Annotated in this window: 12 protein-coding genes; 7 read left to right on the top strand and 5 right to left on the bottom strand. The window is 55.8% G+C overall.

Annotation, left to right across the window (positions count from 1 at the left end; all coding sequences use genetic code 11):
* The first annotated feature begins 93 nt into the window (after positions 1-93).
* From KGB03_RS00785 to KGB03_RS00760, 6 genes are all read left to right on the top strand, one after another.
* Positions 94-1,596 (top strand): ATPase domain-containing protein, encoded by a 1,503-nt coding sequence (locus KGB03_RS00785; protein ID WP_192408437.1) that lies wholly within the window; start codon positions 94-96, stop codon positions 1,594-1,596.
* A gap of 14 nt (positions 1,597-1,610) precedes the next feature.
* Positions 1,611-3,263, top strand: a complete 1,653-nt coding sequence (locus tag KGB03_RS00780) for an ATP-binding protein (protein ID WP_263293549.1) — start codon at positions 1,611-1,613, stop codon at positions 3,261-3,263.
* Between the two features lie 382 nt (positions 3,264-3,645).
* Complete coding sequence (locus tag KGB03_RS00775) at positions 3,646-4,617, top strand: hypothetical protein (RefSeq protein ID WP_218535088.1); 972 nt, start codon at positions 3,646-3,648, stop codon at positions 4,615-4,617.
* Between the two features lie 71 nt (positions 4,618-4,688).
* Entirely contained in the window at positions 4,689-5,768 is a 1,080-nt protein-coding gene (locus KGB03_RS00770; RefSeq protein WP_223525885.1) for a hypothetical protein, read from the top strand.
* On the top strand, positions 5,758-6,861 hold the full coding sequence (locus tag KGB03_RS00765; protein WP_223525884.1) for a mandelate racemase/muconate lactonizing enzyme family protein: 1,104 nt from the start codon (positions 5,758-5,760) through the stop codon (positions 6,859-6,861). Before KGB03_RS00770 ends, KGB03_RS00765 begins: the two co-directional genes overlap by 11 nt.
* Before the next feature lie 58 nt (positions 6,862-6,919).
* Complete coding sequence (locus KGB03_RS00760) at positions 6,920-8,158, top strand: acetyl-CoA carboxylase biotin carboxylase subunit family protein (protein ID WP_223525883.1); 1,239 nt, start codon at positions 6,920-6,922, stop codon at positions 8,156-8,158.
* A 131-nt stretch (positions 8,159-8,289) separates the two neighbouring features.
* Here KGB03_RS00760 and KGB03_RS00755 read toward each other — a convergent pair whose 3' ends face one another.
* From KGB03_RS00755 to KGB03_RS00735, 5 genes are all read right to left on the bottom strand, one after another.
* Positions 8,290-8,667 carry a response regulator gene (locus KGB03_RS00755; protein WP_008146959.1) on the bottom strand — a complete coding sequence of 126 codons (378 nt, stop codon included), beginning with the start codon at positions 8,665-8,667 and terminating at the stop codon, positions 8,290-8,292.
* Between the two features lie 77 nt (positions 8,668-8,744).
* Positions 8,745-9,926, bottom strand: a complete 1,182-nt coding sequence (locus tag KGB03_RS00750) for a hybrid sensor histidine kinase/response regulator (protein WP_192408434.1) — start codon at positions 9,924-9,926, stop codon at positions 8,745-8,747.
* Positions 9,920-10,513: a chemotaxis protein CheB gene (locus KGB03_RS00745; RefSeq protein ID WP_218535098.1), complete on the bottom strand. Its 594-nt coding sequence runs from the start codon at positions 10,511-10,513 to the stop codon at positions 9,920-9,922. The genes KGB03_RS00750 and KGB03_RS00745 overlap by 7 nt, the downstream gene beginning before the upstream one ends.
* A complete protein-coding gene (locus tag KGB03_RS00740; protein WP_192408432.1) occupies positions 10,510-11,325 on the bottom strand; it encodes a CheR family methyltransferase in 816 nt (271 codons plus the stop codon). The genes KGB03_RS00745 and KGB03_RS00740 overlap by 4 nt, the downstream gene beginning before the upstream one ends.
* Positions 11,325-14,816: a response regulator gene (locus KGB03_RS00735; RefSeq protein ID WP_218535103.1), complete on the bottom strand. Its 3,492-nt coding sequence runs from the start codon at positions 14,814-14,816 to the stop codon at positions 11,325-11,327. The genes KGB03_RS00740 and KGB03_RS00735 overlap by 1 nt, the downstream gene beginning before the upstream one ends.
* A 261-nt stretch (positions 14,817-15,077) precedes the next feature.
* Here KGB03_RS00735 and KGB03_RS00730 point away from each other — a divergent pair, with 261 nt between their 5' ends.
* Positions 15,078-15,437 (top strand): response regulator, encoded by a 360-nt coding sequence (locus KGB03_RS00730; protein ID WP_218535107.1) that lies wholly within the window; start codon positions 15,078-15,080, stop codon positions 15,435-15,437.
* The last annotated feature ends 75 nt before the right edge of the window (positions 15,438-15,512 follow it).

Genomic DNA, 15,512 nt, shown 5'->3' with positions numbered 1-15,512 from the left:
CTCGTCGTCTCGGCCAAGGGTCAAGAGAACAGGCAGTCCATTCAGGCGCTACGGCCTGCTGCCTCGCTTCCCCTAGTCATGAGAGGGCATTTTTTGTCTACATCAAACGAGTTGATCAGTGCAAAAGCCGCCACCGGCATCGAAGGTCTGGATGACATCCTGGCCGGTGGCTTGTCCCGCGGGCATGTGTTTTTACTGGAGGGGGAACCCGGAACCGGCAAAACCACCGTCGCTTTGCATTTCCTGTTGGCCGGCGCTCGTGCCGGCGAGCGCTCGTTGTACATCACGTTGTCGGAAACCGAGCGGGAGCTGCGACAGGGTGCGTTGTCCCACGGCTGGGAGCTGGATGAAAACATCCACATCTTCGAGCTGACGCCCCCGGAAAGCCTGCTCAATGCCGAGCATCAGCAGAGCTTGTTGTATTCCTCGGACCTTGAACTGGGCGAAGCCACCAGGCAGATTTTCGAAGTGGTCGAACGGGTCAAGCCGACCCGCGTGGTGCTCGACAGTCTTTCCGAGATCCGTCTGCTGGCCCAAAGCTCATTGCGCTACCGTCGCCAGATCCTCGCGATCAAACACTACTTCGTGCGCTATGACGCCACGGTGGTGTTGCTGGACGACCTGACCACCGAATCCCTCGACAAAACCGTGCACAGTGTGGCCCACGGCGTCATTCGCCTTGAGGAACTGACCCCAAATTATGGCGCCGAGCGCCGGCGAGTCCGTGTGGTGAAATACCGTGGCCAGAAGTACCGTGGCGGGTTTCACGACTTCACCATCATGGGCGATGGCGTTCATGTGTTTCCGCGCCTGGTGGCTGCCGAGCATCGCGGTCGCTATATCCGTCAGCAACTGTCCAGCGGCATCAAGGAAATGGATGCCCTGCTCGGTGGCGGGATCGAGACCGGGTCCAGCACGTTGATCCTCGGCCCGGCCGGTACCGGCAAATCGCTGATCTCGATGATCTTCGCCGCTGCCGCCGTGGCCCGTGGCGAAAAAGCCGCGCTGTTTATTTTTGATGAAGAGCTCGGGTTGCTGTTCGAACGCATGAAGAACATTGGCATCGACCTCCAGGCGTTGCAAGACACCGGCAACCTGCTGATCGAGCAAGTGGACGCGGCCGAGTTGTCCCCCGGGGAGTTTTCCTACCGGGTTCGTCGCTGCGTCGATGAGCGCAACATCAAAACCGTGGTGATCGACAGCATCAATGGCTATCAGGCAGCGATGCCCGAAGAAAACGCCCTGGTACTGCACATGCACGAGTTGCTGCTGTACCTCAATCGCCAGGGTGCCGCGACCTTCATGACCGTCGCCCAGCATGGACTGGTCGGTGACATGCAGGCCCCCGTGGACATCACCTATCTGGCCGACACGGTCGTCCTGCTGCGCTACTTCGAGGCACTGGGCAAGGTGCGCCGGGCGATTTCGATCATCAAGAAACGCACGGGCAGCCATGAATCGACCATTCGTGAATACCGCATCAGCGCTCAGGGCATGACCATTGGTGAACCGCTGGATGCATTTCAGGGGGTATTGCGCGGTGTCCCGACCTATCTGGGTGCCAGCAATCCTCTGCTTGAGGAACAAAGCCCGTGATCGCCCGGGAAGCGATGTCCGAGCGTGCAATCATTCTCGCGCCGCTGGGTCGCGACAGCCAGATTGCGCTGATGATGCTCAATGAAGCGGGTTACGACGGGGTCATTACTCGGGACCTGGTGGCGTTGTGCAGCGAACTGCAGCAAGGGGCAGGATTACTGCTGATCTCTTCCGAGGCCTTGCAGGGCGGTGATCTTGAACCGCTGCTCGGGCTGATCGAGCAACAGCCGGCCTGGTCCGACCTGCCGATTGTATTGATGACCTACCATGGCGGCCCGGAACAGAACCCGGCGTCGCGCTACGGCCCACAGCTGGGGAACGTGACCTTTCTTGAGCGCCCTTTTCACCCGGTCACGTTGATCAGCCTGGTGACCACCGCATTGCGCGGTCGTCGACGACAGTACGAAGCCAGGGACCGGCTGATCGATTTGAGTCAAAGCGAATTGCGACTGCAAAACACCCTCGAAACCCTTGAACAGCAGGTCGAGGAACGCACCGCCCAGCTGCGACACAATGAAGAAGCCCTGCGCCAATCGCAGAAGATGGAAGCGGTCGGCCAGCTCACCGGTGGCATTGCCCACGACTTCAACAACATGTTGACCGGCATCATCGGCAGCCTTGAGCTGCTGCGCCGACGTCTGGCCCGTGGGCGCACCGAGGATCTGGACAGCCTGATCGACCTCGGCGTGACCTCAGCCAACCGCGCGGCGGGCCTGACCCACCGCCTGCTGGCGTTCTCCCGGCGTCAGTCGCTGGACTCCAAACCCGTGGAGATGAATACCCTGGTGGTGTCCATGGGCGAACTGCTTCAGCGCAGCATCAACGAAACCATTCAGCTGGACATGCAGCTGAACGAGCAACTCTGGGTGGCCGAGGCTGACCCCAATCAACTGGAAAGCGCCCTGCTCAATCTGGTGATCAATGCTCGGGATGCGATGCCCGATGGCGGCAAACTGGTGGTAAAAACCAGCAATCAGTATCTGGACCGCGACTTCACCGAGACGCAAAGCAACCTTCAACCGGGTGATTACGTGGTGCTGAGCGTCACGGATACCGGGTGTGGCATGCCGCAAAGCACCGTCAACCGGGCCTTTGACCCGTTCTTTACCACCAAGCCTATCGGTCAGGGCACAGGCCTTGGATTGTCGATGATCTATGGCTTCAGCAAGCAATCACGCGGCCACGTCGCCATTCACAGTGAAGTAGGCGAAGGCACCACGGTGAGTCTGTTTCTGCCGCGATTCGACGGTGACCTGCCTAAGGACAGCCCGGTGAACGTCCAGCACGCTCCGTTCGCGCGCAATGGCGAAACGGTGCTGATCGTCGAGGACGATCCGGCGGTGCGGGTGTTGGTCAGTACAGTCTTGAGTGACCTGGGCTATGCCTTCGTCGAGGCGGGCGATGCGAACAGCGCAGTGCCGATTCTCGATTCCGGGCAGCGCATCGATCTGTTGATCAGCGACGTTGGATTGCCCGGCATGAATGGCCGGCAACTGGCGGAAATCGGCCGGCAATACCGGCCTGATCTGAAGGTGTTGTTCATCACCGGCTACGCCGAGCACGCGGCGGTGCGCGGTGGCTTCCTTGATCCAGGCATGCAGATGATCACGAAGCCCTTCACCTTCGACCTGTTGACGGCGAAGGTGCGGGAGATGATCCGCGTGTGAGACGTCTGCGTCCATGGGTCAGGTTCACTTTTCACCCCCATAGGGGTCGCTGACTGCTGCGCTAGAGCGGTGGAACAGTAGCTGACAGCGGATCGCAGGACTGAACCGGCCTCTTCTTGGCACGGCCAGTACCCTTCTTTGATAGCCCCGAATCTGATTCGCGCCGTAATATTTATACATTAATTTTGTATTGCCTAAATTTCGCCTTGGGGTCCAATCTTAGAAGCGATGTTAACGGCGACGAACTCAAAGAATATAAACACGCAAGTTAAACCACCTGGTTTTCTGTTTAATTTTGTATTGCACCATGGCGCAATACAAAATCTGTATGCGCTGCGCGAGATATGGATATCTCCAAAATTCGTTTTAAAAGGAACTTTAAATGGAATTGACTCCGAAGTTCATACACGACCACCTACGTCATGAGCGAGTTTTCACGCGAGACGTAGGATATATCTGTGACCCAGTTGAAGTCTGGTGGACAAATCACCAGCCCGACCTGTCAAATCACGCTTTGAAGCTTCAGCTAATTTCCCTGTTCAGCGATACATTGCGTGAAGACGACAAGCGTTACTTTGATAGTGTCGGAAAGAATGGCGTCTCAGCAGTATGCTTGACAGGCGTGTTCCGAACGGACAATTACCGCCTCGCCTTTATAGTTCACGAAGCATTGTGCGAACTTTTCCATCTTCGGGACATCAAGTATCCTTATGAAAATCATAAAGCGATATTCCTCAAAGAAAATGCCGAAAAGTATCGAAACTGGGGAAATGGTTATGGTGACATCACGCCTCATTCCGATGATCTGTACGAAGTTGAATCAACCGATCTTCTCGCACTAACCGTCTGTCGCGATGAGACATGCACGCCAACACAGTGTTTTCTTGCTAAGAATATTATTGACTGTCTCAGTGATACAGAGCTGAAGCAACTTGCGCAAATGAGCGCACGCTTTCGATCGGGAAAAAACGTTGAACTTTTGAAAAGTCATGAGAGAAAACTGATCCAGTACGATCCAACCTACGGAATACAGGTTTACCTCGACTTCCGTATTGATACTGATATCGGCGCGCGTATGGTGCCAACCAACCCTGTCGACAGTCAATTGATTCGAATCATAAGGCAGCGAATACCGTCGTGGACCCCGATCTGTTCAGCCGCTACCACGGGTACCTTTCTTATTTTAGCGAACCATAAGGTGCTGCATGCCCGTCCCATTTTAAATCTGGACATCCATACCGCAGCCACTCATGCACGGAGGATAAAGCTCAACGAAACACCCCGCCTGTTGTTTCGTAGCAAAGGACCGAGACACAATTTGTCTTTATCACCCGGATATGACGCGTATCTCTAAAGCAGTCAGAAGTACGGCCCTCGCTTGAATTTCAGAAACACATCGTTGTATGCCTACCATAAGGATATCCAATGAAAGGAGCCTTCATCGTTCGACTCATTATTGCGACTTCGTTCTACACGATTCTGGGTCGCGCTACCGTCTGGTTTGATCCCATTTCGAATGCGATACTTGTTTTCGGTAGTCGCTTTTTTCTGGTTTTTTCGCCGTTCTTTTTTACGCACTTCAGGGCTAACGCAATCCTGGCAGCTACATTGTTAGCCGCGTTGGGTGCTGTATTACTCTTGATCCCAGGCCAGATATTCCTCATTGCGGGAGCGATATGTCTGGCGACCGGTGTTAGCGTGGCGGGTTATCTGATTAGAGCGTACGCCTCCGAAAACATCGGTGCAGCGGCGCGAAACAAGGTTGCAATAAACTCAGGTGTCATCCTGGCCGGCATCGCTCTTTCAATTCCAGCCCAAAACAACACTGTAATAGCGCTGACAAGCTTCATACTTCTGTTACTGGCGGCGTATGTGGCTCGAAGTATCGTTTCCTCCCGGACCTGTGTCGAATTACCCGCAGGAAGCACTGCGTCCAGATCCATTCAATTGGCATGGGTGCTCCTGGGTTTAACAATGGGCATCAAACTGTACAGCCCGTTTACCCTGCTGCCCCAATATATTGTGTCGACAACTGGATCACTCGCCCCGTGGTATGGAATGGTTGTCTTGGCCAGTAGCGTGTTCATCGTCATTCTTCAAAAACCAGTTATCAGCGTTATGGGCAAGTTCACCGGTGACAGAGTTTCGATGATCACCACGTGGCTGGCAATGTTCTGCGGCCTCTGCGTAATAGCGCTGCCCGGGCCTTTCCATGCAGCGACATTCACCGGCGCACTTGTATGGGTAATGATGCTCTCGTTAGTTGAATGTTTTGCCAGCTACCTGGACGTATTTGGAGCGAAAGACAACTGTCTTTTTATCAAAGAGCTTGCGGTCGGGGCTGGTGGAGGACTAAGCGCCCTGGTCTCACGTTACGCCCCTCTGGAAATATCTGGCCCAATCCTGGCATTGACCGGGATGGCTTTCATCGTTGTTGCGGTGATGATCATTCTAAATTCAAGCTCGGCTTATCGACCGAAACTCAGGAAATACGATGCGAATTAACAGAGTGTCCATCAGTTTGCTGCGCATCCCCCTTCGAAAACCGTTTGTGTCATGCCTTCGCCGTGTTCAATACATCGAGGACGTGGTCATCGAGATAGAGACGGATTGCGGCTTGCGTGGCTACGGAGCAGGTACACCCTCTTTGCGAATGAACGGCGAAAGCGTCGATTCGATAATATCGGCAGTAAGAAACGTATTTGCACCCACCTTGATGGGCAAGGATGTTTCGAAGTTTGAAGCGATCCTAACGTCGCAGGATCATTCCATTGCCGGGAACACAGCCGCAAAAGCATCAATCGACATAGCGCTACACGACCTTATGGCTCAAGCCGCCGGCCTTCCGCTTTATCGTTTCCTGGGTGGTGACAGCCAGCAGATAACGACGGGCATCTCGATTTCCCACAACACGCTTGATGAGATGGTGAGCGATGCTGCTGCCGCTGTCAGCAACGGTTTCACTACCTTGAAGCTTAAACTTGGCTCCGAACAGGGTATTGAGGACGACCTCCGACGGGTTCGAGAGATCCGTCGCTCGGTTGGGGGACATATTGAAATCGGAGTCGACGCCAATCAGGCATGGAGTGAAAACGATGCGCTGAGATTTGCCGAACATGTCGAAGCTACCGCAATGAATCTCTCTTTTATAGAACAACCTGTGCTATTTACCGAGAGGTCCTGCCTTGGTCGAGTCACCGCCGCCTCGCGTGTTCCTGTGCTGGCAGATGAGAGTTGCTCATCGCTACTTGACGCAGCCGATTTGGTAAAACACGGAATTGTAGACGGGCTCGCCATAAAACTGATGAAGCTGGGGGGTATCCGCTCCGCAAGATCGGCTTACGACCTCGCTCGCCTGCACTCCAGGATTTGTGCGGCGACGTGTCTCATGGAGTCTCCCATCGCGATAGCTGCAATGGCGAGTTTTTGCTCAGGCAGGAATTTCAGATTCATTGATCTCGACGTTATGGCGTTGATCACTCGCAATCCCGTAATCGGTGGCGCGACGATGTCGATAAATACGCTTCTCTTGAGTGATAAGCCGGGTCTGGGAATACAACGAATCGAGGGCTTGGAGCCGGTGCTCAGTATTAGCTGACGTGCAGCTATCGGAGTCGAATACGTTCATTGCGCCTCAATCAAAGGATAAGACCGACATGGAAAAATGCTTGATCGTCGTTGGATACAACAACGTCCGTATTTACGACATCCCCAAAATTCAACGAGCTTGCCATCAACTCTTCGACGCGAAGTTATTACTTGTGACAGAAAAGATCGAAGAAGCCGATCGTCACGCCGCCGATGAATTAGTCGCGTGCCCCCTTGGGAATGACGCCGTAGAAACGTCGACTCGATGGGTGTGCGCAGAGCTTGATCGGCTTGAGCTCAAAACCATCGGCATCCTGCCATTTTCAGACCGTGGCGTGCTGCTTGGCGCCACACTGGCCAAGCATTTCGGGCTTGCTGGAGTAACGCCGCACGATGCACTTGCAGGCCTCGACAAGCATGCGTTTCGCAACCGGGACGCACAAAGTAAAGCTCACGTTCCAGCGTACAAACCTGTTCGTTGCGTTCATGTACGATCAAAGGCGCAGTTCCAGAACGCTGTAGCTGAGCTCGGTGGGCGAGCTTTCGTCAAGCCGGTGAACGAAGGAAATAGTCGTGGTTGCCATGTCGTCCCCTCCATCGAGCACTGCGAAATCATCTGGGCAGACTTAAGGCAATATCACGACAGTGGAATTATCGTCGAAGAATTGATCGAGAATGCTCAAGAGTACAGTTGGGATTACGTGGCGGGATGCTCGTGGATAACGGAGAAACATACAACAACGGGGCTATACCGCGCAGAAGTACAACAAATTGTGCCTGCACCATTGCCAGAAGATATCCGTCGTCAGGTTGACGCCGCCGGGAATCACATGCGGCGACTGGTTCCAGACGGCGGCGCCTACCACAACGAAATATTCTCGCGCCCCGGACTCACTGCCGCAGTAGAAACAAACATGCGGCCAGCCGGCCTGCACATTTGGGACTTGGCTGCGTTGTCGTTTAAAAATCTGGATCCCTGGGAGATCTGGGTGCGGTGGGCTGTCACTGGCGTTGTCGACGAGAGGTCGCCAGATCCTCTGTGCTACTCCGGTATTCGGCTGATTAAAGCACCGGTGTCAGGGGTTTTGACTGCGCTTCCGGACATTGGGCAAATCGCGGCCGAGCTCGGAATCGACGTGCGAGATTATCGATATACGAAACAACCTGGAGAGCGCGTCACGGATATCCCTCAAGACAACTCAGACTTTTTGGGTGAAGTCATAAGCTGTTCCACTGAGTACACAGATCTCTGCGCGCAGCTGCTTGAATTGACGTCGACGATTGAATCCAGGATGAGCTTCGCTTGATGGGTGCACTCTCCCACTGGTGAGTCGCATCCGCCGCGTCTGCGATCTTCTGATTTTTCAAGTATTTCAAAAGATCGCAGTTCACGGCTGCCCCCACCTGAAGGTTTGGTGCCGAAATCCCCCGACAGGTCTTACGAGAGCATTTCCTGCATAAGCTCCTGCAGCACATCCAGATCAAACGGCTTGGCCAGGATCGGCGCCTTACGGGTGATCGGGCTGTCCGTCTCGCGGATCTCCTGCGGATAACCGCTGATAAAGATCACCTTGAGCTCCGGTCGCAGCTTCACGGCAGGTTCCGCAATCTGCACGCCAGAGATCCCGCCCGGCAGGCGGAAATCGGTGATCATCATGTCCAGGTGCGGTTTGCTCGACAGAATTTCGAAGGCCTGCTCGCCGTTTTCGGCCTGCAATACCCGGTAGCCCTCACCCGACAGATAGGCAGACAGCACCATCAAAATCGAGGGGTCATCTTCGACGATCAATACGACGTCTTGTGCATCTTCACTCATGGGAAGCCTTTGTTCGGTCAATAGCTGCTGATACGACCGTGGGGTCGATCAGAGGTTGCGTTTATCTGGCTGTTTTCCTACAGCGGCAGACAAACGCGAAACAAGGCGCCTTCGCCAATCCGGCTTTCGACGGTAATAAAACCGCCATGGGCGGCCACAATCTGCTCGGAAATAAACAACCCCAGGCCCAGCCCCGCGACAGCGTGTTTAGCCGTGACGCGTTCGAACTGCTGGAAAATACGCTTCTGGTTCTCTTCGCCGATGCCGATCCCCAGATCGCGCACTTCCACCCAAGCCTGACCACTCTCACTGTACACCTTAACGGTGATCGGACTCTTGGCGCCGTAGCGCAAAGCATTGGTCAGCAGGTTGGACATCACCTGTTCAATGCGAAATTCGTCCCAGCTGCCCAGCACCGGTTGCTCGGCCTCCAGGGTGACCGAGGACTCGGCAGCATCGATCTGTGGTGCAAAGTTCTGCAACAAGTCGCGAACCAGCGCCGACAGATCGAAGCGCGTCGGTCGGATCGACAACTTGCCCGTGCGAATGCGCGACACATCGAGCATGTCCTCGATCAAGCGAATCAGGCTTTTGATCTGCCGCTCATCGCGATCGACCATCGCGTGCATTTTGTCCAGGGTGAACGCCGCCGCGTTGTCCCGGGCCAGGTGCATCTTGCGCAACTGGGTTTCGAGGATAAGGCCATTGAGTGGCGTGCGGACTTCGTGGGCAACGATGGACATGAAGTCATCGCGCATGCGCACCGCTTGCTCCAGTTCCAGCTGGGTACTCTGTAACTGCTTGAGCAGCGCTTCCTGCTCGCGGCGGCTTTGCTCCAGCTCTTCGACCTGTTGTTTCATCGCCTTGCTTTGGCGATACAGTTCGACGAACACGTTGACCTTGCTCTTGACCGCATGGATATCCAGCGGCTTGTAGAGGAAATCCACGGCGCCGCTTTCATAGCCCTTGAACGCGTAGTTCAGTTCACGACCGCCCGCACTGACGAACACGATCGGAATGTTCTTGGTCTTTTCCGTACCGCGCATCAGCTCGGCCAGTTCGAAGCCGTTCATGCCGGGCATTTGCACGTCGAGAATGGCCATGGCGAACTCGTGTTGCAGTAACAGCGACAAGGCTTCGTCGGCGGACAAGGCTTTATAGACGATACGGTCTTCGCGCTTGATCAACGCTTCGAGCGCCAACAAGTTCTCCGGCAAGTCGTCGACGATCAGCAGTTTGGCCTGGATATTACTTAGCATGCGATTCGTTCCAGCTCGACAAGCAGACGGCCGATGCCGCGAATAGGGAGAATATGGTCCGGCTGGTGTATATCAAGCGCCGCCCGGGGCATGGTCGCGACCTGGGCTTCGTCCGGGTCCTGAACGATGGTCATGCCTCCACGACGCTTGACCTGGGCCAGGCCGCGGGCACCATCACGGTTGGCGCCGGTCAACAACACCGCGGCCAGCGTTGAACCGTAGGCATCGGCGGCTGACTCGAACAGGTAATCGATGGCCGGTCGCGAATAATGCACGCGGGCTTCCAGGCTCAAGGAAAAACTGCGGTCCTGCTCCACCGACAAGTGATAACCCGGAGCCGCGAAATACAGCGTTCCCGCTTCGACCAGCGTCTTGTCGCAGGCTTCCCGCACAGGCATGGCTACCCGCCGTGCGAACACCTCGACCAGATGACTGCGACGTACGTCCGGCAAGTGCAAAACCACAATGATCGGCAGTTTGAAGCCCTCTCGCAGTGAGCCGAGGATATTCAGCAATGCCTCCACTCCGCCGGCCGAGGCGCCGATCACAATAGCCTCTATAGAAGGCAGATCCGCTGCACTGTTCATGATTTTCGGTAGACCCGTTCTTGTTTGACCAACGGTTCGAACTGGTTGCCGTAAGACGAGAAATCCAGGGTTTCCTTGCTGCCCAGCACCAGAAATCCTCGATGGCAAAGGGAATCATGGAACAAACCGAAAGCACGATCCTGAAGCTTTTTATTGAAATAAATCAAAACATTACGGCACGAAATCAATTGAGTTTCTGAAAAAACACTGTCAGTCGCCAGGCTGTGATCGGCGAAGGTCACGTTCTCACACAGGGTCTTGTCGAAAATGGCGTAACCGTAAGCCGCCGTGTAGTACTCGGCGAACGAACCCTGGCCACCTGCCTGCTGGTAGTTATGAGTGTAGGCGCGGACACTCTCCATGGAGAAAATCCCTTGCTTGGCTTTATCCAGCGAGCGCGGATTGATGTCGGTGGCATAGATGATGGTGCGATCGAGCAAGCCTTCTTCGCGCAGCAGAATGGCCATCGAATAGACCTCCTCACCGGTGCTGCAACCGGCAATCCAGATCTTGATCGAGGGGTAAGTCTTGAGCAGCGGCACCACTTCCCTGCGAATCGCCAGGAAATGCGAAGGGTCGCGGAACATTTCGCTGACCGGGATCGTCAGCAGTTGCAACAACTGCATGAATGCCGCCGGGTCGTGCAGGACCTTTTCCTGCAACGCTGAAATGGTCGTGCACTCGAACTGGCTCAACGCGTGATTGACCCGGCGTTTGATCGAAGCACCGGAGTAATCGCGAAAGTCATAGCTGTATTTGAGGTATATCGCCTCGATCAACAAGCGCAATTCGATTTCAGTGTTCTTTTCCACTAAATGCGTTCCATCTTCGGCAACCACACGCGAATCAGCGAGAACAGGCGATCCAGGTCGATGGGCTTGGCCAGGTAATCGTTGGAGCCCGCTTGCAAGCAGCGCTCCTGATCGTCCTTCATGGCCTTGGCCGTCACCGCAATGATCGGCAGCTTGCGCCAGCGCGGGTCCTTGCGGATCTCGATAGTGGCTTCGTAGCCATCCATCTCCGGCATCATCACGTCCATCAACACCAGATCGATATCCTCGACTTCATTCAGTCTTTCAATCGCTTCACGGCCGTTCCGGCCGATGACCACGACTGCACCCTTTTGCTCCAGGGCACTGGTGAGGGCGAAGATGTTGCGTACATCGTCGTCCACCAGCAGCACCTTACGACCCTCGAAGACCTTATCGCGGCTGCGCGCGGTCTTGAGCATTCTCTGGCGTTCATGGGACAACCCGGATTCGACTTTGTGCAGAAAGAGTGTCACCTCATCGAGCAAACGCTCTGGCGAGCGCGCCCCCTTGATGATGATCGAGCGCGAATACTTGCGCAGCTCGGCTTCTTCGTCCCGGGTCAGGTTGCGCCCGGTGTAGACGATCACTGGAGGGAACGAGCAGATATCTTCCGTGGACATGCGCTTGAGCAAGTCGTTGCCGAGCATGTCCGGTAGCTTCAGGTCGATGATCATGCAATCGAAAATCGTCGTGCGCAGCAGGTCCAGCGCATCTTGTGCCAGGCCAACGGCAGTGATCTCGATGTCCTCGTCACCGATCAGCCGGGCAATGCTGTCGCGCTGCAAATCATCGTCTTCGACCAGCAGGACGCGTTTGACTTTCTGGGTCAGCTTGGCCTCAAGGCGGGCAAACACGTCCTTGAGTTCTTCGCGGGTGGTCGGTTTGACCGCGTAACCAATGGCCCCCATGTGCATCGCGGCTTCGACCCGGTCTTCCACGGAAATCACATGCACCGGAATGTGTCGGGTTTCGGCGTGTTCCTTCAGGCGTTGCAACACAGTCAACCCGGAATGATCCGGCAGACGCATGTCCAGCAGAATGGCGTCCGGGATGAATTCCCTGGCCAGGTCGTAACCCTCGTCCGCCCCGTGCGCCACCAGGCACTGATAACCAAGCTCATGCGCCAGGTCGTAAAGGATATTGGCGAAGTTCGGCTCGTCTTCCACCACCAGAATGCAACGCGTGGCGAATGGCGCTTTGGTGCGATCGTCGTCGAAACGCGGAATATCGACTTCGGCAATCAACGGCACCGGCGCGGCGGGCGTTACTCTCGGTGTTATGGCAACCGGCGTGGCTCTCATCGGTTCGACAGGCTCTTCGCCCGGTTCAACGTATTGCTGCGGCAACACCAGGGTGAACACACTGCCCTGCCCCGGCTCGCTGGTGACGCTGATGGAGCCGCCGAGCAAAGCGGCCAGGTCACGGGAAATCGACAAGCCCAGGCCGGTGCCGCCGTAACGACGATTGGTGGTGCCATCGGCCTGGCGGAAGGCTTCGAAAATACCGTCCTGCTGATCCGCGGCAATGCCAATCCCCGTATCGCGAATGATAAAGGCAATACCGTCGGCGGGCTGACTGGCAACTGTCAGGCTGACTTCGCCTTTTTCGGTGAATTTCACCGCGTTGGACAGCAGGTTCTTGATCACCTGCTCCAGACGCTGGCGGTCGGTGAAGATCATCATCGGCGCACCGGCCTGCACTGCGACCTGGAAATCCAGTTTCTTGTCGGTCGCCAAGGGTTGGAACATCCCGCGCAAACCATCCACCAGACGCGCGACACTGGTGTTTTCCGGTCGCATCTCAAGCTTGCCGGCCTCGACCTTGGAAATGTCGAGAATGTCGTTGATCAAGTTGAGCAAATCATTGCCGGCGGAATAAATCGACTCGGCAAACTTGACCTGCTCGGCGCTGAGGTTTTCCTGAGGGTTTTCTGCCAGCAACTTGGCCAGGATCAACGAGCTGTTCAGCGGCGTGCGCAACTCGTGGGACATGTTGGCGAGGAATTCAGACTTGTACTTGCTCGAGCGCTGCAACTCTTCGGCGCGTTCTTCGAGCTGGATCTGGGCCTGATTGAGCTGGGTGTTCTTCAGGTCCATGGCGTCGCGCTGGTCCGCCAGGATCTGACCCTGTTCGGCGAGTTGCTCATTGGTTTGTTCAAGTTCGACCTGCTGGGTCTCCAGATGCACCTGAGATTCCTTGAGAATCCGCGACTGCTCTTCCAGCTCTTCGTTGGCGGTCTTGAGTTCTTCCTGCTGGACTTGCAGCTCTTCATTGAGCTGCTGGGTTTCAGCCAGCACTTCCTGCAGACGCTGGCGATAGCGAGCGGCCTCGATGGACGTGCCGATGTTGCCGGCAATCAGTTCAAGCAATTCGACATCGCGGTCCGTCAGCGGGCGCAGGAAACCCAGCTCGATCACACCGTTGACCCGATCGTCATCACTGGTCGGCACCACCAGCACACTGTGCGGCAGACCTTCACCCAGGCCGGAGCTGACCTTGAAGTAACCGCTCGGTACGTCATCGAGACGGATCAAGCGAGCCTGGTGCGCTACCTGGCCGACTATGCCTTCATCGTTGTAAATCTGCTGTTCGCGCGCTTCCTGCTCGCGGGAGAAACCGTAAGAAGCAATGCGCTTGAGACCGCCATGGTCTTCGCGGACATAAATGGCAGCGACGGCGGTGCCCAGGTACTGCGCGCAGAACTGCAGAATGTTGCGACCCAGCAGATTCAGCGACAGTTGCCCCAGCACTTGTTCGGCCAGTTCAGTCTGGCCATTGCGCAGCCAGGCTTGCTGTTCCAGACGCTGGGCACTGGCCTGTTGCCTGGCGAGGGTGGCGCTGTAGCTTTGCGAAAGATTGAGCAAATCCCGACGACCAATATAGGCCAGCAAGGCGCTGATCCCGGCGATGAATAACAGGTAAAGGCTGATGCTCCAGATCGTGGTACGGCGCACTTCTTCGTTGCGCGTGGTGCGCAACTGTTGCTCCATGTCGATCACGTCTTCGAATTGCTTGCGGATCTCATCGGTCAGCCGCTTGCCGCGCCCGGCCTTGACCGCGCTGCGGTAATCGCCGCTGGATCGCTGCAATTCAATCAGGGACTGCGCGTAAGTGGCCCACTCATTCTGCAAGGCCTGGAGCCGGTGCAGACGATCGGTCTGCACCGGGTTGTCCGCGGTCAGGTCGAGCAAGGTATTGAGGGCGACAGCGATTCGCGGCTTGGCCGTTTCGTAAGGTTCAAGGAAGTGCTCGTCGCCAGTGAGCAGGAAGCCGCGCATACCGGTTTCCAGATCGACGGTCAGCTTGATCGATTCATTGGCGTTATTGATCACCCGGTCAGTGTGCTCGACCCACTGGATCATCGACAGAAGGTAAGTAATCAGCGAAACAAAGAACACTGCACTGAGCACGCCGACACCTAACGGCAGGCTGAGGTTGCGGCTCAGGAGTTTGCGGAATCGTTGCTCATCAACCGAAGACGCGGATGTCATGGGGGGAAACCTTGTCGAACTGTTGAAAACCAAGGAGTTTGCCCCAAAAGCGCCGGTTTGATCCAACTATCTGATACCTTTCCGCGCAAAATCCTACATTCTACTGCTACACCGCAAAGGAGCGGTTATCCTTGCCGGCACTTGGGCGGCTATTCTTTTTTCTACCGCGTGGGAACTTGTCGGGTTCCGTCACTTACTCAAGCAAGAGCCCGGCGATTTCGATCGACCGACAACCGCGAATTCATCCTCTGAGAACCCACTATGTCCGCCACCGCGTCCATCATCCTTGTAGTCGAAGACGACGCCATCGTGCGCATGCTGATTGTCGATGTGCTGGAGGAACTCGAGTTCAAGGTGCTCGAGGCCGATGGCAGCGAACAGGCGCTGGAGTTTCTCAACGATGAAGACCAGTACATCGATTTGATGATGACCGACGTTGGTTTGCCGGTGATGGACGGCCGTGAATTGGCCACCCAGGCGCGGATGCTGCGTCCCGAGCTGCCCATCCTGTTTGCCAGCGGTTATGCCGAAAGCATGGATGTGCCCGAAGGCATGTCGGTGATCGGCAAGCCGTTCTCTATTGATCAGTTGCGCGACAAGGTCAAAGGCATGCTGGCTTGAGAAAGTTGTCTGGGGCTGTGGCCCCTCCATTTCTGCATAAACCGACGCAAGGCTGCATTTTTCGGCGTTTTTCGG

This window comes from Pseudomonas sp. BF-B-26 (genome assembly GCF_019956495.1).
In the GTDB taxonomy this organism is placed as follows: domain Bacteria; phylum Pseudomonadota; class Gammaproteobacteria; order Pseudomonadales; family Pseudomonadaceae; genus Aquipseudomonas.
The sequence above is the reverse complement of the archived record's forward strand: the minus strand, read 5'-3'. Positions and strand labels throughout refer to the sequence as shown.